We start from the raw sequence: 25277 nt of genomic DNA, 5'->3' as shown, positions 1-25277 counted from the left end.
CTAGAACCCAACTTTCGTGAGCGGGCGGACAGCAAGGGCATGGCTGACAAGGCCGATGGCCGTTCCGAGGATGGGCCAGATCGGCCAGAAGTACGCTACGCCGGTGGCCGCCCAGGTGGTGAGAACGATCGCATTCACCGCGAGGAACGCGGCGAAGTGGAAGGCCACGCCTTTGCGGGCCGCGGCGGCCTTCGCGGCGCGGCGGCGGGGGTCGGCGCGCCGGATGCGGGCGAGCGGCAGGTCGGCGACGAGCTCCCTGAGCTCGCCGGTGGTCTGCGTCTGGAACGCGTCCTGCACCCGCCGCTCGTACTCCGGCAGTTCCAGGTAGCCCTGCGCGAGGGCCTGGCCCAGGCGTGCGGCCGTCCTCTGCCGGTCGATGTCGCCGGCGCGGTGCGTTGTGGTGGTGGTCATGAGTCCGGTCCCTTGGTGAGATGTGGCGGGATGTGAATAGCATTAACATAGACCAGGATGTTAATGTCGTCAACATGTCACGCAAAACCACCGCGACGCGGCGGGACAGCTACCACCACGGCGACCTGAAAAGAGCGCTGACCAGCGCCGCTTTGTCCCTGGTCGCCGAGAAGGGGCCGAAGGGGTTCACGCTGACCGAGGCGGCGCGCCGCGCCGGCGTCAGCGCCGCGGCGCCGTACCGGCACTTCGCCGACAAGGCCGAGCTGCTGGCCACCGTCGCCGAACAGGGCTTCGCCGACCTGCACGCCGCCCTTCTGGCCGCCGCCGACGGCGCGTCGGACCCGAAGGCGCGGGTGGTGGAACTCGGCCGCGCCTACGTGCGCTGGGCCGTCGCGCATCCGGACCACTACCGGGTGATGTTCGGGTCGGAGATCTCCAAGGCCGACCACCCGGCGCTGGGCGTGGCCGCGGACCGGGCGTTCGGGGAGCTACTCGACGCGATCGCGGGGCTCGGCGACGGCCAGGACCCGCAGGCGGTCGCCGCGCCGCTGTGGGCGCTGGTGCACGGCGTCGCCTCGCTCGCCATCGGCGGCGACCTGCGCGCCGTCGGGATCGAGCAGGACCCCGAGGCGATGATCGCCGGCGTGGTGAACCGGGTGCTCGGTTAGGCCGCGTTGGCCTTCAGCTGCGCGGTGTACACCTCGGCCAGGAACTGCTCGACCGCGACGGCGGCGTGCGCCGCGCGGGCCGAGCCGAAGATGTCGAAAGCGTGCTGGGTCAACGGCAATTCGGCGTAGGCGACGGGCTGGTTGCTGGCGTCGCGCAGCTTGGTGGTGAAGGCGCGCGCCTGCTCGACGAACGCCAGCGAGTCGTTCTGGCCGTGCAGCACGAAAAACGGGGGAGCGTCGGCGTTGACGTGATGGATCGGCGACGCGGCGACGAACGTCTCCAGGTGCGTCGAGGGCCGTTGCTTGATGATCGATTTGATCAGCAGCCCGGGCATCATCGCGTGCAGCGAGTTGTCGAAGCGGGTGAAGTCGTAGATGCCGTAAAACGGCACGGCCGCTTGCACTCTCGTGTCGGCCTCCTCGAAACCCGGCTGAAATTGCGGGTCGTTGGGCGTCAGCGCCGCCAGCGCCGACAGGTGGCCGCCGGCCGAACCGCCGGTGATGGCGACGAAGTTCGGGTCGCCGCCGTAGTCGGCGATGTGTTGCTTGACCCAGGCGAGGGCGCGCTTGACGTCGACGATGTGCGCCGGCCAGGTGTTGCGCGGGCTGTGCCGGTAGTTGATCGCCACGCACACCCAGCCGAGCTCGGCGAGGTGGCTCATCAGCGGATGGGCTTGTCCGCGTTTGTTTCCCGTCGTCCAGGCGCCGCCGGGGATCTGGAAGAGCACCGGGGCCTTGCCGTTCGGGTCGAGGTCGGGGCGCCGCCAGATGTCGAGGTGGTTGGCGCTGCCGAACTCGCCGTAACTGATGTCGGAGTCGTGGGCGTAGTCGCGGTAGATCCGCATCATGCGCAGCAGTCCGGGCGTCTTGGCGGTGCCGGCGCCGGTGGGGCGGCGCCACAGGCCCTCGGAGTCGGTGCGCCTAGAGGGGCCGAGGGCGTCGTCCAGCGCCTTGCTGAGCGGCACATTGGCCTGGTGTCCGGCGCGACTGAAGTTGAGCAGGCCCAGCGCCGAGATGGCCGCCGTGATCCACGCGAGGACGCGCACCGGCCGGTTCAGGCGCCGGCCCGTCAGCGCCAGCCCGCCGAGCTGGCTGGCCATCGTCTGCAGCGGCAACTCGGTGACCACCAGGCCGAACATCCACGAGAACAGCGACGGGTACCCGGTGCGCGCCAGCGGCCGGTAGGCGTTGAGGGTGGACGTGGCCGTTACCGCCGTGACCACCAGCGATGCGATTTGCCGCAGGTGGTGAATGAGTCGAGCCTTCTGCATACGGCCACCTTACGAGGTGCAAAAAGGAGTAAAACCAGTACATGGACATCACGCGCGCGATTGCCCCGGTCGCGGTCCTGGGCGCCGCGGCCGTCGGCCCGATGGCCCCGCCCGCGTCCGGCGCCCCCGAGATGATGGGCCATTACGTCTACACCGAGACCGCCCCCACCGGCCACCACTATGTGACCGATTGGAACGTGAACCCCTGCGGGGAGGGATGCCTCGACATCAAGGCAGGGAACGGAACCAGCCGGGCGCAATTTGTCGACGGCCAATGGGTGCTCGACATGTTCGACAACGTCCGGTGCGCCGACGGCGTGCGAGTTCCCTACGCCGCCAGCGCCCACATCACGTGGGACCCCAATACCCTCGCCGGCACGGACCAACAGGTCTACACCGAGGAGGCCTGCGGCCGGCCGGCGGGATACAGCCAGACCAACCCGATCCAGCTCAAGGCGTTGCCGCCGTGACCCGCGTTATGCGAGGACGGTTTTCGGCATCACCGTCGGTTTGAACCCGTAGCGTGGACCGCCGAATCCCGACGACGTTCCCGCCATCGCCAACGGCATCCCGGCCGGCACCGCCGTCACCGGCGTCGTTTCCTCCGGGGCGACGGCCCAGCCCGAGCCGGCCGCGGCGGTGGAGCTCGCCGCCGGGGACGCCGCGGACCAGCTGGCCGGCACGGACAGACCGCCCACCGTGGACGCCTGACCCAGTCCCGCCAGCACCGGCGCGCCACCGAAGCCGGCGGGAGCGGCCGGTACCGTCGCGACCGCGACGGCGGGCGCGGTGGTGGTGGCCAGGGCCGTCGCCGGGGCGGCGTTGATGGCGTGGCTCAGCAGCACCGAGTTCGGGATGGTGTTCATGACCCACCACGCGGTGGCGTTGACCGCGCCGTTGATGGTGTTGGCCACGATCGGGTAGCCGAGGATCGGCGTCGCTTGCGCCGGCACTGCGGCGGCCGGGGAGGCCAGTGCGGCAACGGCATTGGGCAGGTTGGAGATGGCCTGCATCAGCCCGGCCTGGGCGGCTGGGTTGGCCGTCGGCGCCGGCGGCGTCAGCGGGTTCAGCACCCCGGCGGCCGCCGAGGAGGCTGCGTAGCCGTACATGGCCGCGGCGTCCTGGGCCCACATCTCCGCGTAGTGGGCCTCGGTGGCCATGATCGCGGGGGTGTTGATGCCGAGGAAGTTGGTCGCGACGAGCGCGGCCAGCTGGGCCCGGTTGGCGGCGATCACCGGCGGCGGCACGGTCGCGGCGAAGGCCGTCTCGAAGGCGGCCGCGGATGCCGTCGCCTGCGACGCCGCGCGCTGGGCGTGACCCGCGGTGACGTTGAGCCACGCCACGTACGGCTGGACCGCCGCGACCATCGACGCCGACGCCGGACCCAGCCACTCGCCGGTGAGCTCGCTGATCACCGACTCGTATCCGGCCGCCGTGGAACCCAATTCGGCGGCCAGGCTGTTCCAGGCCGCCGCGGCGGCCATCATCGGTGCCGTGCCCGGGCCGGCATACATGCGTGCGGAGTTGATCTCTGGGGGTAGCGCTCCGAAGTCCATCAGAATTCCCTTTCCTAGACGCCGGTCGGGCGTGCCATGACGGTGGGTTTGACGCCGTATCGCGGCGCACCAAAGCCGGCGGCCTTGCCGGCCGTCGCGACCGCGGGGACGGCGGCGGGCACGGTGGTCGCGGGCGCGGTTTGGGGCGCCGGGGCGGTCCAGCCGGCGGTCGTCACCGCGCCGGTTGTCGCCGGGCCGGCCCCCGCGACCCAACTGGGCGGCGCCGCCTGGCCGAGGCCCGGCGCCACGGGAAGGACGCCCAGTCCCGCTGGGGCCGGCGGGGCGGGCGCGCCCGTCAGGACGGTTGCGTCCGCGGGAGCCGGCGCGACGGCTGCCATTTCGCCGGTCTCGTTGGCCGCGGGAAGGAGGCCGCCACCCGCCATGCCGAGCAGATCCGATGCGGCGGAGTCCCAGTTCCCGGTCCCGATGTTGACGATGTTGGCAAGAGCGCTGCCGGGCGGCGGGTCGGCTTGCGCCGCGTTGGCGGCGGCGCTAAAGAGGCCCGAGACCTGTTGCGAGAAGGGCGAAGCGGTCGCCACCGAGTTGAGGGACTCGGTGGACATGTACGAACCGGCGCTGGCCCCAAGGGTGTTCACGAACAGCTCATGGATCGCCGTGGCTTGGTCGTTGACCGACTGGTACAGGCTGCCGTAGGCGGCGAAAATCGTTGCCTGCAAAGCGGATACCTCGTCGGCGGCCGCGGGTATCAGCCCGGTGGTCGGGGCCGCCGCGGCGGCGCTTTCGGCGGACATGGCCGAGCCGATAGTTTGCAGCTTGCCCGCCGCGTAGGTCAGTGCTTCGGGTTGAGTGGTCACGAAAGACATCAATGCCTCCTTAGGTGGATGTTGTTGAGACGCACTAGGCCATCCGTCGTCGCTTGCGACGGAGCCGCTGTCCGGAGCCGGTGACGCATCATGTCAGGAACCCCTCGGTTTCATGCTCCAATGCGCGGCAATCGCACTCAAGGGTTATTCGCTAACCGGATAGCCTTCAGCTATGGCCGACGTGCCGCTGGACGCCCAGGAGCGCGTTCGGCTCTGCGCTTCTTTCGAGGAGTTCGGCCCGTCCGTTCCCACGCTGCTCGACGGCTGGACCGCGCACGATCTGGCGGCGCATTTGGTGCAGCGCGAACACGATCTGCTCGGCGGCCCGTGCCTCGTGCTGCCCGGGCCCTTCGCGCGGTTCGCCGAGCGGCGCCGGGCGCGGTTGGCCGGGCGCACGGACTTCGCCGGGCTCGTCGCGCGAATGCGGTCCGGCCCACCCGTCGGGTTTTTCCGCATCGGATGGGTGCGCGAGATGGCGAACCTCAACGAGTGCTTCGTCCACCACGAGGACCTCCGCCGGGCCAACGGGCTCGGCGTGCGGGACCTGACGGCGTCCATGGACGCCGGGTTGTGGCGGAACGTGCTCCGCGGCGGCCGCTTTCTGGGCCGCCGGCTGCGCGGGTGCGGGCTCTCGGTCGAGTGGGCCGGGACGTCCGAGCGGGTCTTGGTGCGGCCGGGCTCGCCGACGGCGCTGATCAGCGGTCCGCCGGGCGAACTGCTGCTCTATCTCTTCGGGCGCCAGGCCGCGGCGCACGTCGAGGTGAGCGGGCCGGCCGAGGCCGTCGCGGCGGTGCGTCGCGCGCACTTCGGCATGTGAACTGGGGTTATCTGGGCGCCCGATCTGGGAACCCTGGTCGACGTGTTTTCGACCTACCGCCGCCCCCGCCTGGGCACCCGATTCGGGCCCTACGAGCTGCGATCGCTGATCGGCGCCGGCGGGATGGGCGAGGTGTATCGGGCCTACGACACGCGCAAGGGCCGGATGGTCGCGCTCAAGCTGTTGCGTCCCGAGATGGCGGCCGACCCCGTTTTCCAGGAGCGCTTCCGGCGCGAGTCACGCCTGGCGGCGCGGCTGCAGGAACCGCACGTCGTCCCGGTGCACGACTTCGGCGAGATCGACGGGGTGCTCTTCATCGACATGCGCCTGGTCGACGGCCGCAGCCTGAAGGATCTGCTGGATGAGCGGGGCGCGCTCGATTCCGCGCAGGCGGCGGGGATCGTGGCGCAGGTGGCGTCCGCGCTGGACGCGGCCCACGCCGACGGGCTGGTGCACCGCGACGTGAAGCCGGAGAACGTGCTGCTCACGCCCGACAACTTCGCGTACCTGGTCGACTTCGGCCTCGCCCGGGCCCATGGCGATCCCCGCATGACGGCGGCCGGACCGTTGATCGGGTCGTGCGCGTACATGGCGCCCGAACGATTCAACGGCTCCTGGGTGGGGCCGCAGACCGACGTCTACTCGCTGGCGTGCGTGCTCTACGAGTGCCTCACCGGTCAAGCGCCGTTCGAGGGGATGGAGCTGCCGCAGCTGATCAGCGCGCACCTGCATTCGCCGCCGCCCCGGCCGAGCATCATGCGCCGGGGGATCGACAAGGCGTTCGACGACGTCATCGCCCGGGGGATGGCCAAGGATCCGTCCGCGCGGTTCGCGTCCGCGGGCGAGCTGGCCAGGGCGGCGTTCGGGATGACGCCGTCGGCGCCGCCACCACCGCCGACGAGCACCCGGCCGTTCTCGACCGTCTATCCCAACCCGGACGACACCGGCTACAGCCCGTATCCGGCGCCCGCGCCGGAGCCCCCGCGGCCGGCCAACCGGGTTTTCGGGCGTGCGCCCTTGGTCGTGGCCGGGGCTGCGGCGATCCTGTTGGTGGTCGCGGCGGTCATCGCGACGGCGGTGATCCTGTTCGGCAACCACGGCGGTTCGCCGCCTCAGGCGGCGTCGGCGGCACCCCCTGCGCCGTCGGCGACGAAGACGCCGTCGCTGTCACAGCCCGTACAGGGCGCCGACGGCTTGGGCTTCGTCGGGCATACCGCACGATGCGACCCGGGCAACCCGCCTGCCGCGGTGGTGCGCACGGCCCAGTCGTTGGCGGTGGTGTGCCAAAGCGCGCCCGGAAGTTTCTATTACCGCGGCGAGCGCATCCGCGACGGCGCCCACATCGAGCTGACCGACGCGGTGCGGTCTTCGGGCGGATTCGACGCCACCAACCCGGAGAACGGGGTGCGCTACGAGGTGCGCCCGGATCGGCTGCGGATCATCAGCAACGGGCACGTCGACTCCTCGGAACCGGTGCTGGACTACGCGTCGGCCGGGTAAGTCACACTGGCCACACTGGCCTCTCGCGGCGGCGGCACCCTTTGTGCCCGCCTCATAGCGACAATCTCGGAGCGGGGCGGCGAGGGGGCGACCGGGGCGGCGAGGCGCGGCGACGGCGTCCGCCGTTGTCGCTATGAGGCGGGCACATCGGCACATCCCTAGCTTTTTGTGACGCATGTGATTTAGCCGTGCGCTCCTTCGCCGAACAGCACGTCGGGGTTGAGGATGCCCGCGGGATCGAAGCTTTGCTTGATGCGGCGCATGAGGTCGACCTTGACCGGGTCTTCCAGCTGCAGGAAGTACGGGGTCTTGGCGCGGCCCAGGCCGTGTTCGCCGGAGATCGCCCCGCCCAATTCCATTGCGAGCGCGAAGATGTCGGTCATCAGCTGCTTCTTTTTTGCCGGGTCCTTGCAGATGATGGCCAGGTGCACGTTGCCGTCGCCGGCGTGCCCGCAGCCGGCCGCCGCGCCGCCCGCCGAGGCCGCCAAACTTCGCGCGCCGGCGAGGAACTTCGGCATCGCCGAGCGCGGCACCACGGTGTCGATGATGTCGTCGGCGCCGATCGCCTTGGCCGTCCAGAACGCCTTCTCACGCGCCTCGATCAGCTTGCGCGCCGAAAGCCCTTCCAGCACATACGCATCCACCGCGCCCAGCTCGACCACCAGCTCACCGGCCCGCTCGACGTCCTCGTCCAGTCTTTCCGCGGTGCGGTTCTCAAGGGCCACAACGAGATACGCCTGGCAACTGTCGCGGACGTCGTCGGGGACGCCGAGCTCGAGGTTCTGGGTGTGGACGAGGGCGGCCATCGTCATGTTGTCGATGTACTCGAGGATGTAGGGCCCGAGCCCGCTGGCCAGCACCCGCGGCACCGCCTCCATCACCTGGTCGAAGTCGGCGAACGGCGCCAGCACGGTGGCGGCGTGGTCGAGGCGCGGGTGCAGCTTGACGATCACCTCGGTGGCCAGGGCCAGGGTGCCCTCGGAGCCGACGATGAGCTGGGTCAGGTCGTAGCCGGTGGAGACCTTGGCGATCTTGCCGCCGGTGCGGATGATCTCGCCGGTCGGCAGCACCGCCTGCAGCCCGAGCACGTTGTGGCGGGCGATGCCGTACTTGACCGCGCGCATCCCGCCGGCGTTGGTGCCGACGTTGCCGCCGACGCTCGACGACAACTCGCCCGGCTGGACCATGTAGTTCAGCCCGGCGTCGACGGTCGCGGCGTCCAGCTCGGTCAGCGTCACCCCGGGTTGCACGACGGCGACCTGGTTGGTGGTGTCGATCTCCAGGATCGCGTTCATTCGCTCGAAGGAGATCAGCAGCCCGTCCGCGCAGGGGATCGCCGCACCCGACAGGCCGCTGCCGGAACCGCGGGCCGTCACCGGGATCTTGGCCTCGCTGGCGGCCTGCAGCAGCTGCGAAACCTCTTCCGCCGTGGCCGGTTTGGCGACGTACGCGGGCCGCTGCGGCGCCGTCGTCAACACCTCGTCGTGCCAGTAGTCCTCGGGGATCGCGTCGCCTGTCAGCAGGTTGTGCTCGCCGACGATGTCGGCGAATCGCTCCGACACGCTCACGGCTGCTCTAACAGGCGCAGCGGGTGCAGGCCGTCGACCGCGCCGACGAAGGGCGGGTGGATGCTGTAGCCGATCATGCGTTGAATGTCATCGGACACCGTGCGGGCGACGTCGCGCGGGATCGACAGCGTGAACGCCTCCATCGGTCGCAGCCACGGTTGGCAGTATTGGGCCGTGACGGCGAGCCGCGCGTGGGCGGTCGTGTTGGCGCCGCCGCCGTGCCACAGGGTTCCGACGAAAAAGACGCACGAGCCGGCGGGCATGACGACCGGCAGCGCGGGATCGTCCGGCCCGGGCCGCCGCGCGCCCCAGCGATGACTGCCGGGCAGCACGACCGTGGCGCCGTTATCGGCGGTGAAGTCGTCGATCGCCCAGATCGTGGCGGCGGCCAGGGGAGCGCGCGGCCGCGGAATCGGGTAGAACCCGTCGTCGTGGTGGGGCAGCTGCGCCGACTCGCCGGGCTGAATGTTGATGGCCTGCAACGCCGAAAGCAGGTAGTTGGGCATCAGCAGCCGATCGAGCACCGCCAGCACCCGCGGGTGATCGACGAGCCGGTCGCACACCCGCGTGCGGCTCAGCACGCTGTAGATGCGCTGGGTGCGCCGCCCTTCGAAGGAGTTGCGCCCGGTGTGGGCCAGCCACGGGCTGACGGCGTCGCGGATCTGCTGGCACTCGTCCGCGCTCAGCAGGTTCTCCCAGATGACGTAGCCGTCGCGGTCGAGGGCGGCCATATCGGCGTCGACGATCGCGGGGTCGACGGACGCGCCGCCGCTCGGTGTCCACTTGTGCCGGCCCGCCAGATCGGTTTTGAGGTCGTCCAGCGTCGTGACCGGCTCGTCATCGATGCTCATACGCCGACCCTAAGTAACTCGGCGTCTAAATGACAGTGGCCCGACGGCGGGCGTTCGCGTCGAAGTAACGGGTGGTTACTCCGTCGTGCGGGATGCTGAAGGTCGTGAGCATCGCGACCGAACAGCGCGAGGCGCAGGCGATTCACCTGTCGTTTTCGGGGCGCTTCGGGTTCGGGATCGACCAGTGGGCGCACCTGCCGTTCGAGGTGCCGCTGGGCGTGCGGCGAATCCGGGTCGCCACGTCGCACGATCGCTTCGCGGTGGGCGGACCGATCCGAAACGTGTTGGATCTGGGCATTTTTGGGCCGGCGGGCCACGAGCTGGGCAACGCGGCCGGATTCCGGGGCTGGTCGGGCGGGGCCCGCGACGGCTTCGTGATCTCCGCCGGCTACGCCACGCCGGGTTACCTGGCGGGACGCATCGAGCCGGGCCTGTGGGCGGTGGCCCTCGGTCCGGTGGTGCTCAGCCCCTGGGGAATGGCCTGGGAGGCGCGCGTCACCCTGGAACGCGGGCAGCCCGGCCCGGAAAGCGCGCCCGTCGTCGCACATCCGGCCCCGCCCGTCCGCCGCGCGGGCTGGTACCGCGGCGACCTGCACCTGCACACCGTGCACTCCGACGGCCAGCGCCATCCGCGCGAACTGGTGGCGGCCGCGCATGAGAGCGGGCTGGACTTCATCGTGTCCACCGACCACAACACCAATTCCGCGAACCGGGTGTGGCCGGCCTGCCGCACCGGCGGATTGCTGGTGATCCCCGGCGAGGAGGTCACCACCCGGCACGGGCACTGGCTCGCCGTCGGCCTGCCGCCGGGCGGCTGGGTCGACTGGCGGTATGCGCCGCGCGACGGCGTCTTCCCGCGCTTCGCCGGGGAGGTTCGCGACGCCGGCGGCCTCGTGATCGCCGCGCATCCCGCCGCGCCGGTGCCGGGGTCGTTGTGGGAGTTCGGTTTTGAGCACGTCGACGGGCTCGAGGTGTGGAACGGCCGGTGGAACCTCGACGACGAAGTGTCGCTGCGCATGTGGCAGCGGCTGCTGTGCGAGGGCCGGCGCGTCGTGGCGGTCGGTGGCAGCGACTCGCATGCCCGTCGGCAGCCGGTCGGTTCGCCGCAGACGGTCGTGTACGCGCGCGAGCTGTCGACGCCGGCTTTGATCGACGGGTTGCGGTGCGGCCGTTCGTACATCGCCCGATCACGCGCTGTCACAGTCGAACTCACGGCGTCGTGCGCGGGCCGGGGCGCCGGTCTGGGCGAGACGCTGCGGGTGCCGCCCGACACGACGGTCACCGTCACCGCGATGATCACCGGCACCCCCGGGACGACGGCCGCGTTGGTGACCGCTGAGGGGTGTGTCGGCCGGGCGGCGGTGCGCGGTCCGGCGCGGACCATGCTGCGCTGGGAGGTGGACGCCGCTGCGGCGCGTTTTGCGCGGCTGGAGATCCGCGAGACGCCGCGGCGCCCGCTTGGGTCCATGGTCGCGCTGACCAATCCGGTATGGCTCACCGGACAGCGATGATTGACAAGCTTTCGTGAATACCGGTGAAATCAGCTTCATTACGGGTGATGAGCGGCACGCCCAGGGCGACGGCGACCGCTGCAATGAGGAGGTCGAATCGCCGGGGCTTCGGGTCTCGGCCGACGGCTCGAACGGTGGCGCACAGCGCGCCGTAGATTCGCGCGGCGCGCGTATCGAACGGAATCGGATCGAAGGTTGTGGTGATCCAGTGATAGCGCTGCTCGCGGGCGGCGTTGACGAGCGCATCGTCGGTATGCAGGCCGTATGACAGCTCCGCAAGCGTGATGGTGCTGACCGCGGCGGTTGCTGCGTGCGCGGCGACCGCGCTTGCCGGGTAGTCGATTACGACGGATGTATCGAGGAGAGCCCGCTCGTGGAGTCGGGTCATGGGGCGCGCCACCTGTCGGCTTCGCTGTCGTCGACGGCCTGATCGAGGGCTTCAAGCTCACGGCTGAATCGCGCGGTGTCCCAACGGGGGAGTTGACTTGTGCCCGCGGCAATGTGCGCGACCGGAACAAAGCGCGGCGGTTGATCCTGCGCGGATTCGTTGTGCGGCACCAGGTCTGCGACGGGGACACCATTTCGGGTCACGGTAAAGCGCTCCCCTTGTTGCACGCGGCGCATGATCGCGCCGCTGTCGTTTCGCAGTTCGCGCTGACTGAGCGGTGTCGCCATGAAGCTAGCGTAGCACAATAGCGCTACGGCATGTAGCACAATGCCCAGCGCTGCAGCAACGTTTCGATTTCCGGTCCTTCGGTTATCCCGACCCCGCAGGGGGCCACCTTTCCGACAGGCGGGACATGGAGCTCCAGGGAACAGAGTGGCGCGCGGCCGCCGTGATCGTGGGCGGCCGCTATGAGCTGCGCGGCTTGCTCGGTCGCGGGGCGATGGCCGAGGTGCGTGACGGCTGGGACTTGAAGCTCAGCCGCCCGGTCGCGATCAAGCTGCTGGATCCTGCGCTGACGGTCCGGCCGGAGAGCCGGCCGCGGTTCGAGGGCGAGGCGCGGGCGGCCGCGCAGCTGACCGGCCGGCACGTCGTTGTGGTGCACGACGTCGGCGAACACAACGGGTTGCCGTTCATCATCATGGAGCGGCTGCCGGGGGTGTCGCTCGCCGATCACATCGCGCGCGGGCCGCTGCCGTGGGGGTTTGTGCAGGCGGTGCTGTGCGGCGTCCTGGACGCCCTGGCGGAGGCGCACAAGGTCGGCATCCTGCACCGCGACGTCAAGCCGGGCAACGTCCTGTTCACCGCCACGGGCGAACCCAAGCTCGCGGATTTCGGCATCGCCAAGACGGCCGGCGCCGCCTACACCCGTACCGGGGAGGTCGTCGGCAGCATGGCCTATATGAGCCCCGAGCGGCTGGCGGGCAAGCCGGCCACGGTTGCCGACGACCTCTATTCCGTGGGCGTGGTGGGGTACGAGGCGCTGTCCGGGCGGCGCCCGTTCCCGCAGGAGGACCTGGGACCGTTGGCGCGCGCGATCCTGCACGAGTCGCCGCCGCCGCTCGCCGCGCTGCGCCCCGATCTGCCACCGGGCCTCGTCGACACGATCGAACGGGCGATGGCGCGCGACCCGGCATGGCGGTTCGACCAGGCCAGCGCGATGGCGGCCGCGCTGGTCGGCGCACCCGTCGTGCCGGCTCCGGCCCGCCCGCGGACCCGGGTGATGACGGCGCCCGTCCCGGCGTACACGCCCGCCGACGCGCGCCTGGAGCCCGACGTTCCCCGGCGCAGGCTCTGGGTGGCGGCGATCATCGCCCTGTTCGTGCTGGGCATCATGCTGCTCGCGCTCGACTCGTCGTTCTCGTCGTCGCCACCGCCGGCGCCGGTCAACACCACGACGCCGTCGCCGACGCCGACGACGTTGACGACAACACCCAGCAGCACCGCAGAGCCGTTACCGCCGCCGCCCCCGAACCATCCGGGTCCGCCGGGCAAGAAACACAAAGGCGGAGGCGGCGACTGATTACTTCACGCCGGGGGTGAAGGTGACGGGCAGCTTGCCCAGGCCCGTCATGCTCGGGTTGCCCAGATATTGGTGGACGTTGTCGAAGTCGACTTGGTAGTCGGGGATGCGGTCGAGGACCGCCTTGACCATGACCTCAGACATCAGCCGCGCCAGGTGCGAGCCGATGCAGCGGTGCGGCCCGAGCCCAAAGGCGAGGTGGCGGTTGGGTGTTCGGTCGAGGATGATCTCGTCGGGCGTTTCGAATTCCTTTTCGTCGTGGTTGGCGGAGAGCCAGCTGATGACGACTTTGTCGTTCTTGCGGAGGTGTTGGCCGTTGAGCTCGACGTCCTTCGTGACCGTGCGGCTGAGGGTTTGGTTGACCGAGAAGTAGCGCAGGAATTCGTCGGTGGCGGTGCGGTAGAGCTCGGGGTGGTCGATGAGTTGTTGGCGTAGCTGCGGGTGGGTGCCCAGGTGCAGCAGGGTCAGCGCGGTCTGGGAGGTGGTGGTGTCGACGCCGCCGCCGATGAGGTTCCAGAGGATGTTGAGCAGCTGGTCGTCGGTGAGGCGTTGGCCGTCGAATTCGAACTGGATGAGGAAGCTGGTCAGGTCGTCTTCGGGTTTGGCTCGTCTGGCGGCGGCGTAGTCGAGGACGCCTTGCATCATGGCGGGGACTTGGGCGATGGCGTCGAGGTACTCGTCGCTGTCCTGCGGCACGGCCATGACGGAGTGGAACAGGTTGGCGTACAGGTGCCAGTTGTCCAGCGGCAGGCCCATCAGCTTCATGGTGAGGATGGCCGGAACCGGGCTGGCGTAATCGAGGACGAGGTCCATGTGACCGTCTTCGATGTGCTGGTCGAGGAACTCGTGCGCCTTTTGCTCCATGAACGGCTTGAGTTTCTGGACGGCGCCCGGCGAGAGGAACGGGGCCAGCGCGTGCCGAAGCGCCAGGTGGTAGGGGCCGTCGACCTCGCCGATGCCCAGCGCCGGCTGGCCTTCGGGGCGCGGGACGCCCATCTCGCCCTGGTAGTCGACGCCGTCTGCTGCGTGGGGCTCATATTTATGGGCGAAGGTGTCGCCGTCTCTTGCCGCGTGGCTCACCGCGGCGTAGCTGCTGAGGAACCAGAAGCCGTCGTAGTGCTCGTTCCATGCTACGGGGCACTTTTGGCGCAGCTCGGCGTTGATGGCGAGTTCGTTGAGGTTGAATTCGTCGGAGTGGTGGTCGAAGTCGACGATGGCTTCCTCGGTGACGTCGGGACGGGTCGTCATCTGGTCGGTCCTCCACCGCGACGCTTGGTTTGCTTTCTACACTATCTTTGCATTATTACGCTCGTGGGTTCCGCCGAGAAAGGCCGCGATGAGTAGTCACCGGACGACTTTCAACCACGTCGGATTGTGTGTCTCCGATCGCGAGCGGTCGCGGCGGTTCTACGAGAACGTGCTCGGGTTTCAGTTCTGGTGGGAGCTCGATCCGCCCGACGGCCCCACCGCCAAGCTGGTGCAGCTGCCCGAGCCGCTCGGGGTGCATGCGACCTACTTGGTGCGCGACGGCTTTGTGCTTGAGCTTATGGACTACTCGAAGCGTCAGGTGCACGCCGGGTCGGAACGCGTCATGGATCAGATTGGGCTGACGCACATTTCGTTTTCGGTGTCCGATCTGCCGGCCGCGTTGGAGAAGGTCGAGGAGTTCGGGGGAGCGGTGGTCGACGGGACCGTGACCGAGGCGATGGCGATGATCCGCGATCCGGACGGGCAGTTGCTGGAATTGCTTTCGGATGGGTGGTTGTCGGCCTTGCCGGCTAGGCCGTAGGGATTAAGAAAGGGGTTCGGAGTCTATCGCTCGCCGGCGCGCTTGCGTTGCGCTGCCAGCAAGCTTGGATGGGGGCTTTTTGGTAGCGATGGCGGGCCGGTAGGTTCCGGTTCAGGGCTGGTAGGTTCCGATGGAACTCTCGGCGAGACCCGCACTCTGACCTCGCTTTCAATACGATCGGCGACTGCCGCTGGTTCTTCGTGTTCCCACACGCGTATCGACAGCCATCCCATGGCGAGGAGTGCAGCGTCAATTTCGCGGTCGCGCGTTGCATTCCGGGTTACCTTGTCGCGCCAGTATGAGGTATTCGCCGTGGTGGCGCGCTGCCCGTGCTGCGGGCATCCATGCCAGAAGCAGCCGTCAACAAACACCGCTACCTTCGCGGGGCCAAAAACTAGGTCGGCACGACGCCTCATCCCGGCGAGGGGTGGGTAGTCGACGCGGTAGCGCAAGCCCCTTGCGTGCAGTAAACGCCGTATTGCAAGTTCCGGCTCTGTGTCACGCGTCTTCTGTCGTTGCATACGAGCGCGGACTGCTGGCGTACTTGCCCACGACGTTGTATCGGTGTCGTGCCCAGATCGCGACGAAGAAGCGGGTCGGCCCGCGAGATGCTTGTGGCGCTTTTGTTCCATCTGACTCTATCGTGTCGGATGGCGTAACTGTGGCAGGTTGAGGCGGTCTGAATCACGGTGTGCCTGCGCCATTCTCATTAATCGCGGCGGATCCCCCCGCAGGCTCAGGAACGCTTCACCGACTCCCAGCGTTCGGATTTGCTCCGCTAGTCGCGGGTTGCGGGGGTCCATCTTGCGCGCGGCCATAGTCGCGACGGTCGCATCGGGCAATCCAAAGCATATTTTCGTCTGTGCATTGACGCCGACGACTCCACCGAGATCCAAAGGTTGTTGAGTGGCAAGGACGACTGCTAGACCCTTCGAGCGGCCTTCTCTCATCATCGTGTCAACCGCTTTGAAATCTGCGACGCGGTGTGCCTCGTCGACCACCGCCATATAGCGAATTGTGTTGGGCACTGGCGGTAAGTTCTGAATTCTCAGCAAGAGCGCTGACAGTATGAATCCAGCTGCGAGGATAGTCGTTTGGCCATTCCCTGGGATCCGCGACAAGCCGAAGACGATGTTGCGGGCGATGACATCGCCGAGCGGTGGCCCTGACTTAAAAAGGTCATTGCGAGTCAAGTCACCCATGACGCCTGAAAGGTCGGCGTCAAGTTGGTCATCGAGGGTCCGAAGAGTCGGCCAACGGCCCTCGTCGTGACCTGCCGCGTACGCGGCGCGCAGCGCTTGTTCTAGTTTTGCTTTCTGCCGAACGCCCATGCGAGTAAATGAACGCGTCGCCTCCTCGATGGTGTCGCGAAGCTCGATGACCGCAGTGTCGACAGCGCGACTTCCCGTAGCGGTGAGTGCCAGGGGGTTGTAGGGGGCGCCCACCTCCCAGAGGTCCAAAAATTCGGCATCTGCGAAGGCGGGGAACCCGGTCTCGCCGCTGTAATCGTTCTTGAAGTCGGCAATGCCGAAGTGGCTGCCGCTGTGTCTCGAAAGCTGCGCTAACAGGCTCATAACGAATTGGGTCTTGCCCATCCCGGACGATCCCCAGATTTCTATGTGTCCGTTTTGCAGCAAATCCTGACCACTGCCAGCGGGATGCCATCGGATTTCGTCGCCGTTGGCCGCATCCCAGCCGAGGATGGGAGCAGTAAAAGATCTGGATGGCTCATCTGACGTGTCCGTTTCGACTGGTGCCTGGTGTTCCTCGTCAGCTGGTGTTGCAAGACCGCCATCGGACGGCGCCCCAGAGTCATCCTGCGCGAAGGACGTACCGTCGCCTTCCTCGCGGAGGTCGAAGGATGGCTCGGCGCGTTCCCCTGATTCTGGCTGTTGCGTTTCCGACTGGTTACCTTGGGCTCCTTTTGATTCCGGCCGTCGCCTGACCCTGTTGCTTTGGAGTGGTCCGCGGTCGGTTTCGACGGTTCGAAGCTTCGTTAGATCTGTTGCCGTAGCCGATTGCAATAGTTCTTCTGTTAGCTGGATGCTGTGGAGTGCTACGGGCACAATGTCGTTGCCAATTTTATTGTGCTGAATCTTTTGCCACGGGTTCACCTGCGGGCCGAATACTAGTCCAACGCCTGCCCACTCGAGTGTTCCCCGACCACGGCGAAACGCTTCCAGCGCAGCGAGCTCGGCCGCATCGAGCCGGAACCGGGATTCACGAGCCACCGCGTAGGCGGCCTCGGCGATGCGATTTAGCCACAGACGGCTGCTGATACTTCCGGCTTCCGGGTATGCCGCAAAGCGAGTGGCGGCGAGGGTTTGAACAAGCTGATCGAGCGCTCCTGCAGCTGCGTTAACTTCATCGCTGCGTCGCGCCTTCACCTCGATCGTGGCTACGTGTACGCCACCCTCCTTTGGGTCGAGCGCAATCGCGAGCAGGTCGGCGCGCTTGGTGGTGAACCAGTTCCGATACTCGTCCAGACTTACTAGGAGTACGCGGCAACCGGGCGGAAGCGGCCAGGGGGTTGCGGTAGTTGCCAACAGGCTAAAGGCAACTACGTGCCCCACGAGTTCGTTGATCCCTGCACCGCTGGTCGCCGCTTGTAAGGCGAGGATGCCATATCCCTGGCTGGCGACTTTTCTAAGCTCTGTACCGATAGACAGCGCAACGTCGGGTTCGGAGACAATTCCCGCCGCACGTAGGCTTCTGCCGATGGCTCGGTCCACCGGACCGCCAGATTTTTGACTGACCACTAGCGAGAGCGGGCTATCCCCACCCAGTCTGCGCTCTTGGTGGAGAATCGCGATTTTGTCGCGACCAAGCGCCTGTTCCAGACTGTCGCGAGTCGCGTACCGATCGAGCGTGGCCACCCAGAGGGCCAACTGATGCACCTGCTCAAGCTGAGACCTTACGTTGAGAGTTCCTGTTCGGACCTCCGGCACACGTAGCGGCTGGTCGTTGTCCGGCCAGGCATCCTCCACGGCATTCTGAAGCCTGAGCCACGCTTGCCCACTGGGCGATGCGGTTGGCGGCATCAACAGCGTCCGACGGTCCTGTCTCGCGCGCTGCCAAACGCGGGGTGTAAAGAGCACATCGGGATCGTCGTCAGGTGGTTCCACCTCAGGCGTCTCAATTTCGAGTCGCTGCCCGCCTTCCGTGAGTCCTGTTACGAGGGCGATATGGACAACAGGGCTGTCATGTGCCGGGCTCAGCAGCGCGCGCGCTTGCTCGAGGTCGTTCACGTAGCGAATTTGCAAAACGTCCCGCTCGCCACGGAGCTCGTCATCTGCCGCAGCAAGAGTCGACCACGCTGGCTTATCTTCCTCCGCCGCTCCAATGCAGAAGATCTCAACCTTGCTGACGACGGCGCGCTCGACTTTGGTCCCGATAAGGCGGGTCGCCTCGCCGACCAATAGATCGGCCGCCCCGGGACCCCAAGCGAGGCAACGAAGATGGCCAGCTGCTTCGGGTTGCAGAGTCAGAAGCTGAGTGATTACCGAGCTCAAAGCGTCGTCCGCGAACCCGCTCTCGTCGCGTGTCGAAGTGCCCCCATACAAACCCCATAAGCGGCCTTCGCTCGAAGGCAGCAGAGCGCGGTCCTGCGTCCGCAAGCGAAGGTGCGCGGGGTGGTGCGCAGCTGTCGCACGTGCAAGCCCGAAAGACGCGGCGACTGCGGCTGCTTGTTCGATATCGGCGGCCCTGCCCGTGCGATCGACGAGTTCCCAAAGGGCTTCCAGTTGCTGTGCAAGCCATTCGGCCTTCACTGGTGCTATGCCGGTAAGTGCCGCGCACGTTTCGCCGTAAAGAACACCACCCGCGAGGGTTAAGGCCTGGGCGATTGTGCTGTCGGCTTCACGAGCCTGCTGCTGCAAAACTGCGCTGGTCCAAGCGGCGGTCCACCCGTTGAGGAGGCTGGGTGTGAGGCCGCGCTCGAGTGCATTCTTGGCTGTAGATTGCAGAACCCGTGCTAGACGTGTGAGTTCCGCTGGGACCGGCTGCAAAATATCCGCGTCGACTGGCCCGCAGAATGCATGCAGTGTCGGCTCAGATGTTATTGAAAGGGTGAGTGCGGCTGCGTCTTTGGCGAAGAGCAAAATTGCGCGCAGCAGCGCAGCGTCGTCCAAGTCGGGCCGCCAATCGACTTGCACAGTGCTGCCATCTTCGGCATAAATTCTGAGTTGGAGTGATGGCAGTTGGAGGCCGTCTGCAAGCCCCGCGTCGCCGAAAGCCGCCAATACATCGCCTAAGTCTTCTTCGTCGTCGGCTGGCTTCAGTAGGAGCCCATCGACTTCGACACCGGCGGAATCCCACCGATGCATCAGACCGCCCAAACGAAGGCGTGAACATGCCAACGTGAGGATCCGTCCAGCACCGGATCGGTTGGTAGCCGCGGCTGTGTTGATCGCGGGTGCAGAAGGCGCAAGCACTTGCACTCGCTGAATGACGTAACTGCCCAGTTGTTGTACTGCCCGCACTATTGCAGCTTCAGGGCATGACGGCTTACTTCCGCTGACGGACCTATCTCTGAGCAGCCTCTCTAGTTTGGTACGGGTGTCTGGCGTGAACACGCGTCGCTGCTGCGCGTCGTCGAGATCACATAACTCGCGCGCTGCAACGCGTTGATGTGTCCCACGACCTAGCTCGCTTGCGCGTTTCTCGTAAATTTGCCAGGGCAGTCCCTGGGCTTGGCTGCCTGGCTCTAGGCTAGCTTGGTAGGCAGAGAGTTCGCGAAGCACCGTTTCGCTTAGAGATTCACTTCGCTTTTCGAAAATCTCACGGGCCTCGTCAAAGCGGAGCTGGCTCAGCAAATCTGCACTGCCCGCCTGCAGGCTCGTCATCACTGCATCAGCGGCGTCGTGTATTGCTCCCGCGTTACCTCTGATAGACGGTCGGCTCGCGAGGACACGTTCCGCACGTTTGCGCAAATCCGCGTAGGCCGCGGGTCGCAAGAAATCGTCGCTGGTGCGCCTAGCAGCCAGAGTCAGATTGTCGAGAATACGGCCAGAGTCCACGCGGTCGCCTGCTGCGACGCTGTCGGCGAAGGCACCCAGAGTGGGCAATACAGTCATCGGGTCGTCTCCGGCCGCAACTCGGTCCAGGTACGCGGCAAGCGCTGCTGGGCTTGGTCGATTCGAGATGTCGGCCAGGACTATCGCTTCGCGTACCGCGCGAATAGGTCCGTCGAGGTCAACCGCCGGCTCTTGCCGGCAAAGGATCGCTAGACCTTGAGCGCTCTCAAGCAGCACGCTTGGAGATATCGACTCAAATAGGCTGATGCCCTGTCGGTCGGCAACTTGCTCACCGTCGCATAGCACGAGTACCACACCCGAGGTGCCTTGTGCATTCCGTAGCCGAGTGCCCGATACATCCGCGAGTGCATGCGCACCAAATTGAGAGGGGTCTGGTGCGACGACTGCAAGCCGGGGCAGCGACTCGTCCCATCCGCCACTCATTCCCGAGGCGACCGAAGACGGCACGCCTTCGACCAAAACGAAGTTCCCTTGGCCTGGTGGCAAGTTGAGGCGGAGGTGCTCGGCAAGCGCTGCTCCCAAGCGGATGCTCACGAAGTCACCCGCGCGGCACGTTCGCCGACCATGGTGGTGCGGTCAGACAAGCCCAAAGCCAGTCCCGCATCATTCATTAACTTTTCGGCTCTTCGAGCGTTTCGCTCTAGGCCGGCTCCGTCAAGCTGAGATACCAGCGACGTATCCGCCGCCGACTCTTGGTTTATTATCAGGCCCCATTCCTGCCGGACGGCTGCAAAGAATTCCCGGCTGGACATCGGCATTTGCGCCGAGAGTGCGCCCACCAACCCGGCGAGCAAATCCGGGCCAGCCGTCAAGAACCGATACTGGCCAGTTCCCACGAGCGCTCCCGTCGACTCGAGTAATACCCGGAAACCGTCCTCGGCGCCCCGACTGTAATTGGCCACCTCTACCGCAGCACGTGCGATTCGCAGATAGTCCTCGTCCGTCGCGGTGTCCGAAAGCCTAGAGAGCTGATTCGCAATACTGTCGGGGTCGTTTGAATTGCCAAGCGCGCTTCCCGTCTGAAACTGGGCGGCCCAGTTCGCCACTCCGCCGCTCAGCTCTCGCATCCGTCGAGCCAGCGTCTGGACGGTGGCTTCGCTGAGCCGAATACGGGCGCGACGGTAAGACTCTTCAGAACGCTGCCTAATCGGGTCGATCGACCGGGGCGAATCTCCAAAGCTGAGCAGAAGGAATTGATCCGACTGGGGTGTTCGTGTGGTCACCCATGCCGTACGCACGACATGCAGCGCGAGGTCGATGGCGAATATGGTACGCAGCTGCCACAATCGCGACGGTGGACTGGCGCCGGCCTGCAGCATTATGCCTTCAGCGTGTCGACAGAGGCGCTCAGCTAGCTCTTGCAGTCGCGGATCGGCGCCTCGCGTCCACGCGTCGCGTTCGTCGTCTTGAAGTGTCGGGGTGGACGTGTACGGCTGTCTGCGCGGAAGCACATCCTCCAATTTTGCGCTGATCTCAGCCAGAGGGCTTAGAGATGTCAGCGCGTCCCTTATCGCGGTCACAGCGGCCTGGCCGAGTTGGGCCGCCACCGGGTCGACGGGGTCAACCAGCAGCCGCGCAAGTGTGATACCGCTCCCACGCATGTACACCTTTCGGACTGTGTATTCGCTGCGATTGGGACTTTCCTTTCGCGCGTCGTACCAAAGCAGTGACTCATGGAATGGCCTCAAAAGCCACGCTCCCGGTTGTCCGCGTTGCGTGTCTGGGTCAACTAGTCCCTGGAGCATCTGCTGCGCCAATCGAAGATGGGATGATCCGCGAATCTCATCGCCCTTGGCCAGGCGTGCACCGTACTCGGCAGGTGAAGTTTCGTCGTCGCCCGCGTGCCCGTCGTTGCGTCCACCCAAGAAATTTGTGCCCAGAGCCAAGCTGCGAATCGCGAACCGCTGCCGCTTAGGGCTTTTCAGTTCGTCCGCCGGGCACGGCCGATATTCGTTGGCGACGAGTGTGAGTAGGGCTTCTGCGCAGAGCTGCGGTGCCCGCTCATCGCGGTCGGGGTCCAGGCAGAAGAGCTCGCTTGCGATGGCCCCGGGAGTCAGCTGCTGCGTATTTGCTTGTACCACAACTAACTTCCTTCCGCTGCATGAGCAAAACGCGGAAGGGTAATTTTGATCAATCCCGGCGGAGTTGACTTTGGATCCGCGACACGCATCTCTGAGGCTGGTTCGAAAGCGTGGGCCAGGCGACCGTAGAATCCGCGAAGGTCATTCATCTCCGCAACACCCTGCCCCACTGGTCCTCGGTAGTCTGCGGCTTCTCGGATGGCCTCGTACATCCGGGGTCTGATGCGTAGACCCAGCCGATGGTTGTCGTCGACCCGCAGATCAACCTCAACGTGGTCAATGTCGAGCACTTCCGTAACGAAGCCTTCGTCAGGCACGGTGATCGAAAGCAGTTCGATCGGCACCAGACCGTGCACCAGCGATGGACTGGCAGGACGAAAAGATCCTGGATCGCGCGCAAACAGACAAGCCGGATCAGGAATAATGAGGCCCTCGTCTGGGCTGGCGAACCCGGTGACAAGGAAATTCAAACCTCGGACCAGCTCGGTCAGCTCGAGGATCGTGTCTGATCTCGTGGCAGCCTTCGCTGCCAGGTCAAATAGTTCGTGCACGTGGCCGTAGTTGAGCAGACGGCGACAGGCGCGTGGGTAACCGCCGAGGTCAGCAGACGCTTCGAAGAAGACACGCTGACGCCAAAGCGACTGTGCCGAAACGTTTGTGAGTTCGTCGCCCTGTACGAGAGCCCGAAGCCCGTCCTCCACGCGGGTCGCATCTTCGTCGGTGCTGACCATCTCACCGAGCTCGAAGAAGGTCATCTCATGTTGTGTAGTCTTCACGCGGTCGAGTGGCGATTTACTGCCGGTCAGCCGCGTTCGTCTCTTATTCTTCGGCGGCTCCGCGGCACCGTCGGTGTAACCAGCTAGCACCTTCACGTTCTCCGGAGCGCCGTTCGCATCGCGGAGCCATCCGTCGACTTGTAAGTCGCTGATTTCGCCTAGGCCCGAGTGGCGCATAGCAGTTAATAGGGGCGATCTTTCGGCTCCGGTGGCTGTCATGCCGCCGCCCAACACACGTGAGAAATAACCGTCAGCGGCGGTGAACGCCTCTTTCCCTAGATCTCGATTACGTTCTTTAACCAGGCTGCAGCTAGCATTTCCAACGATTGCCCACGAAAGGATTGCCAGGACCTCTCTGAGCGTGGGGACCGCTTCCCCACAGGCCAGTCGTAACAAGGTCCGCAGCTGTTCTCGGACCTCGTCGCGCCGTAGCTGTTGCGCGTTGCTGCGCATTGGGCATCCCCCGACATCGAACGGGCAATCGGCACAGCCCAACCAGATGTCCTCCCGCGAAACGTAGTCGAGCAGCTGGTGCCAAAGGGCGGCCCCTGTGGGCCTTTGGCGATTGACGTTGATAATCGTCAGGGTGGCGTCGGCGTTGGCGTGGGCCCCACGTCTCAAGGCTTCCTCGAGTGCTGCGGTGCCCTCTGCCGACTCCAAGTCGTTGAATGCATCCCGCAGAACGCCCTCGTTTGCGCAAACAAGGATCTGGCCGTCGGACGAGGAGCGCAAGGCAATTCTCATTGCCTCCGCGCGGGCGGGAGGGTTCGGGAGACCTGACAGGTCTTTGGCCACCAGCCGGCCTGGACTGACGGTCACCATCGCGTCTTCGTCGGGCAGGCCGACATCTAGCGCTTTGCAGTACGCTTCGGCAGCTGCCGTTTTACCCGTACCAGCATTGCCGGTAAGGATAACCAACCCTGGCGTTCCCCTGCGCGCCCAAGCCACTAGAAATTGGCCGAGCTTCGTCTGTACGTCGCTTCCCAGCGCTTCTGCTACATGCGAAAAGTGCTCGCGATAGGCGCCCGCCTGGTCGGCAGTGAACACAGATAGTGCCCGCAATGCGGCAACCGCGGGGAGCTCGGCCGGGGCTACGGCCTCGACATTTGTCACAGTCCCGACGCCTTTTTGGGAGGTGTCAGCGGGCGCATTACTGCTGACAGCTCTCGACTGGATCGGCGCTTGACGCCCGCTTCAGTGAGGACGTCGGTAAGTGCTCTGGCAACAGCGGTCGCGGCTGGCGGGGGCACGGCATTGCCTATCTGTCGACGAACACGGGTGTACGCAGACTTGATATCCCTGGAGCTGTCGCCGTAAACGAAAATGAAGTCGTCCGGGAAGCCCTGAAGCCGCGCCTTCTCCCGGTTGGTCAGGCGTCGCGGTTCGACATGGTGATACCCGTGGGTGCCGCCACCTCCGCCGGCAATGATCGTGTAGGCGGGTTTATCGGGATCCAATCGCCGGTAAACGTGGCTGATCAACCCTTTGACAGAGAGACGGTGGTCGGGGGGAATGTTCTCGAAGTTGCCCCCGGGTGGTATGAGCTTGAGCCGCTCGACCACGACGTCGGAGTCCAGTCCCAGCTCGTGATTGGGAGCTCCTGCCAGAATCGGTTCGGCATCCAGCACATCCCGAACCGTCACTGGTGAACCGGCAAATGGCGTTTCGATCGTCGGTGGCCGCACTCCTAAATCTCGGCGTACACCCACCACAATCAGTCGATCGCGATGTTGAGGCACTCCAAGGTCGGCCAGATCGACAACCTGGGCGCTGATGTCGTATCGAACTGGCGGAGACTTTACTGGTCTGTCGCTGGGCGCGAAGCTGCTAGGCGAACGCAAGGCGTGGCGCACCAGCGTCCAAGCTGCGCCGCGATTAGCGGACAACAATCCTGGCACGTTCTCCAGGATGAAACCGGCAGGACGCAGCGCATCGAGAAACCTTGCGACTTCTCGAAACAGATTGCCCCGAGCTGTCTTCAACCCGTCGTGATTCCATAGGGTGGAGTAGTCCTGGCATGGCGGTCCTGCCAGGAGAATGTCGCACGGAACGTCTGGCACCGGCGTGCCGGTGATGTCAGCTTCCAGGATGTGATTGCCGATATTGCGGCGGTAGGTTTCGACCGCCCAGTGCTCATTGTCGATCGCCCATATGATTTTGGCTGTCCCAGACCGCTCAGCTCCGAGGTCCATGCCGCCACAGCCGGCGAAGAGAGATACGACTGCGTACCGCTGATTAGCCCGGGCCATCAGTCGACTCTCCCTGCAGGCAAGGAGCTGGTAACTCGAACTAGCACGGATGTCGTAGTCTGACATACGAAAATCGGGACTCCCTCCACTCTGACGACGTCTGACGCGTTTCGAAGCCGTCGTTCTGGAACTCCTCGCTCGTCGAAGCGCCTGTTGCGGACGCCGGTCAGCGGAGCTGCGCTAACCCAACTCTGCACCGCGCGTAACCGGTTCTGGTTGCTCATGTCCGATAAAATATGCGGACTGTCCGACAAGCCCTCCGTTGACGCGCCGGGACGGCGGTCTTTTACGTGGAGAGCTCGGGCTTGGTAGGTGGCTTGGTCTTGCTGGCCCGGCTGGACCGTCTTCTAGAGAGCAGGCAAGAACCATATGTGAACCTGTCAAAGGCGATGCTCAAGCCGT

20 protein-coding genes and 1 pseudogene are annotated in these 25277 nt (G+C 65.9%); 7 read left to right on the top strand and 14 right to left on the bottom strand.

Annotated features, from left to right (window positions below; all coding sequences use genetic code 11):
- On the bottom strand, positions 1-411 hold the full coding sequence (locus AWB89_RS26375; RefSeq protein WP_085177699.1) for a DUF1707 domain-containing protein: 411 nt from the start codon (positions 409-411) through the stop codon (positions 1-3).
- A 74-nt stretch (positions 412-485) separates the two neighbouring features.
- Between AWB89_RS26375 and AWB89_RS26370 the strand changes: the two genes are divergently transcribed.
- Positions 486-1079, top strand: coding sequence for a TetR/AcrR family transcriptional regulator (locus AWB89_RS26370; protein ID WP_241520619.1), 594 nt, complete (start codon positions 486-488; stop codon positions 1077-1079).
- On the opposite strand, the gene AWB89_RS26365 is transcribed toward AWB89_RS26370, so the two are convergent.
- A complete protein-coding gene (locus tag AWB89_RS26365; protein WP_085177695.1) occupies positions 1076-2350 on the bottom strand; it encodes an alpha/beta hydrolase in 1275 nt (424 codons plus the stop codon). The two genes, AWB89_RS26370 and AWB89_RS26365, sit on opposite strands and share 4 nt — an antisense overlap.
- A 41-nt stretch (positions 2351-2391) precedes the next feature.
- On the opposite strand from AWB89_RS26365, the gene AWB89_RS26360 reads away from it, so the two are divergent.
- Positions 2392-2820: a hypothetical protein gene (locus AWB89_RS26360; protein ID WP_085177693.1), complete on the top strand. Its 429-nt coding sequence runs from the start codon at positions 2392-2394 to the stop codon at positions 2818-2820.
- Positions 2821-2826: 6 nt separating this feature from the next.
- Here AWB89_RS26360 and AWB89_RS26355 read toward each other — a convergent pair whose 3' ends face one another.
- Positions 2827-3906 (bottom strand): PPE family protein, encoded by a 1080-nt coding sequence (locus tag AWB89_RS26355; protein ID WP_085101908.1) that lies wholly within the window; start codon positions 3904-3906, stop codon positions 2827-2829.
- Between the two features lie 14 nt (positions 3907-3920).
- On the bottom strand, positions 3921-4730 hold the full coding sequence (locus AWB89_RS26350) for a PPE family protein, SVP subgroup (RefSeq protein ID WP_085101906.1): 810 nt from the start codon (positions 4728-4730) through the stop codon (positions 3921-3923).
- A gap of 172 nt (positions 4731-4902) precedes the next feature.
- Here AWB89_RS26350 and AWB89_RS26345 point away from each other — a divergent pair, with 172 nt between their 5' ends.
- Both AWB89_RS26345 and AWB89_RS26340 read left to right on the top strand, forming a co-directional pair.
- A complete protein-coding gene (locus tag AWB89_RS26345; protein WP_085177691.1) occupies positions 4903-5547 on the top strand; it encodes a TIGR03085 family metal-binding protein in 645 nt (214 codons plus the stop codon).
- A gap of 42 nt (positions 5548-5589) precedes the next feature.
- A complete protein-coding gene (locus AWB89_RS26340) occupies positions 5590-7047 on the top strand; it encodes a serine/threonine-protein kinase (RefSeq protein ID WP_085177689.1) in 1458 nt (485 codons plus the stop codon).
- Between the two features lie 182 nt (positions 7048-7229).
- Here AWB89_RS26340 and AWB89_RS26335 read toward each other — a convergent pair whose 3' ends face one another.
- Positions 7230-8609 carry an FAD-binding oxidoreductase gene (locus AWB89_RS26335; protein WP_085177834.1) on the bottom strand — a complete coding sequence of 460 codons (1380 nt, stop codon included), beginning with the start codon at positions 8607-8609 and terminating at the stop codon, positions 7230-7232.
- Between the two features lie 2 nt (positions 8610-8611).
- Positions 8612-9466, bottom strand: coding sequence for a phytanoyl-CoA dioxygenase family protein (locus AWB89_RS26330; RefSeq protein ID WP_085177687.1), 855 nt, complete (start codon positions 9464-9466; stop codon positions 8612-8614).
- A gap of 104 nt (positions 9467-9570) precedes the next feature.
- On the opposite strand from AWB89_RS26330, the gene AWB89_RS26325 reads away from it, so the two are divergent.
- The gene (locus AWB89_RS26325) at positions 9571-10977 is read left to right on the top strand and encodes a CehA/McbA family metallohydrolase (RefSeq protein WP_142282657.1); all 1407 of its coding nucleotides are present in this window, start codon (positions 9571-9573) and stop codon (positions 10975-10977) included.
- On the opposite strand, the gene AWB89_RS26320 is transcribed toward AWB89_RS26325, so the two are convergent.
- Together AWB89_RS26320 and AWB89_RS26315 are read right to left on the bottom strand one after the other, a co-directional pair.
- Entirely contained in the window at positions 10961-11365 is a 405-nt protein-coding gene (locus AWB89_RS26320; protein ID WP_085177831.1) for a PIN domain-containing protein, read from the bottom strand. The genes AWB89_RS26325 and AWB89_RS26320 overlap by 17 nt on opposite strands.
- Positions 11362-11652, bottom strand: coding sequence for a type II toxin-antitoxin system Phd/YefM family antitoxin (locus tag AWB89_RS26315; RefSeq protein ID WP_085177683.1), 291 nt, complete (start codon positions 11650-11652; stop codon positions 11362-11364). Before AWB89_RS26315 ends, AWB89_RS26320 begins: the two co-directional genes overlap by 4 nt.
- 125 nt (positions 11653-11777) lie before the next feature.
- Between AWB89_RS26315 and AWB89_RS26310 the strand changes: the two genes are divergently transcribed.
- Entirely contained in the window at positions 11778-12944 is a 1167-nt protein-coding gene (locus tag AWB89_RS26310) for a serine/threonine-protein kinase (protein WP_241520618.1), read from the top strand.
- On the opposite strand, the gene AWB89_RS26305 is transcribed toward AWB89_RS26310, so the two are convergent.
- Positions 12945-14192, bottom strand: a complete 1248-nt coding sequence (locus tag AWB89_RS26305) for a cytochrome P450 (protein WP_085177681.1) — start codon at positions 14190-14192, stop codon at positions 12945-12947.
- An 88-nt stretch (positions 14193-14280) separates the two neighbouring features.
- On the opposite strand from AWB89_RS26305, the gene AWB89_RS26300 reads away from it, so the two are divergent.
- Positions 14281-14733 carry a VOC family protein gene (locus AWB89_RS26300; RefSeq protein ID WP_085177827.1) on the top strand — a complete coding sequence of 151 codons (453 nt, stop codon included), beginning with the start codon at positions 14281-14283 and terminating at the stop codon, positions 14731-14733.
- Positions 14734-14897: 164 nt separating this feature from the next.
- Here AWB89_RS26300 and AWB89_RS28200 read toward each other — a convergent pair.
- The 5 genes and pseudogenes from AWB89_RS28200 to AWB89_RS26275 all read right to left on the bottom strand — a co-directional run.
- Positions 14898-15365 (bottom strand): annotated as a pseudogene (locus AWB89_RS28200) (very short patch repair endonuclease); the annotation flags it as partial.
- 6 nt (positions 15366-15371) lie between these two features.
- Positions 15372-19985 carry an ATP-binding protein gene (locus AWB89_RS26290; RefSeq protein ID WP_241520617.1) on the bottom strand — a complete coding sequence of 1538 codons (4614 nt, stop codon included), beginning with the start codon at positions 19983-19985 and terminating at the stop codon, positions 15372-15374.
- Between the two features lie 314 nt (positions 19986-20299).
- Positions 20300-21850: a hypothetical protein gene (locus AWB89_RS26285; protein ID WP_169716621.1), complete on the bottom strand. Its 1551-nt coding sequence runs from the start codon at positions 21848-21850 to the stop codon at positions 20300-20302.
- Between the two features lie 2 nt (positions 21851-21852).
- A complete protein-coding gene (locus AWB89_RS26280; RefSeq protein ID WP_085177675.1) occupies positions 21853-23739 on the bottom strand; it encodes an ATP-binding protein in 1887 nt (628 codons plus the stop codon).
- Positions 23736-24875, bottom strand: a complete 1140-nt coding sequence (locus AWB89_RS26275) for a DNA cytosine methyltransferase (RefSeq protein WP_085177823.1) — start codon at positions 24873-24875, stop codon at positions 23736-23738. Before AWB89_RS26275 ends, AWB89_RS26280 begins: the two co-directional genes overlap by 4 nt.
- Between the last annotated feature and the right edge of the window lie 402 nt (positions 24876-25277).

Origin of the sequence: Mycobacterium paraense (assembly GCF_002101815.1) — a bacterium.
Classification (GTDB): domain Bacteria; phylum Actinomycetota; class Actinomycetes; order Mycobacteriales; family Mycobacteriaceae; genus Mycobacterium; species Mycobacterium paraense.
The sequence above is the reverse complement of the archived record's forward strand: the minus strand, read 5'-3'. Positions and strand labels throughout refer to the sequence as shown.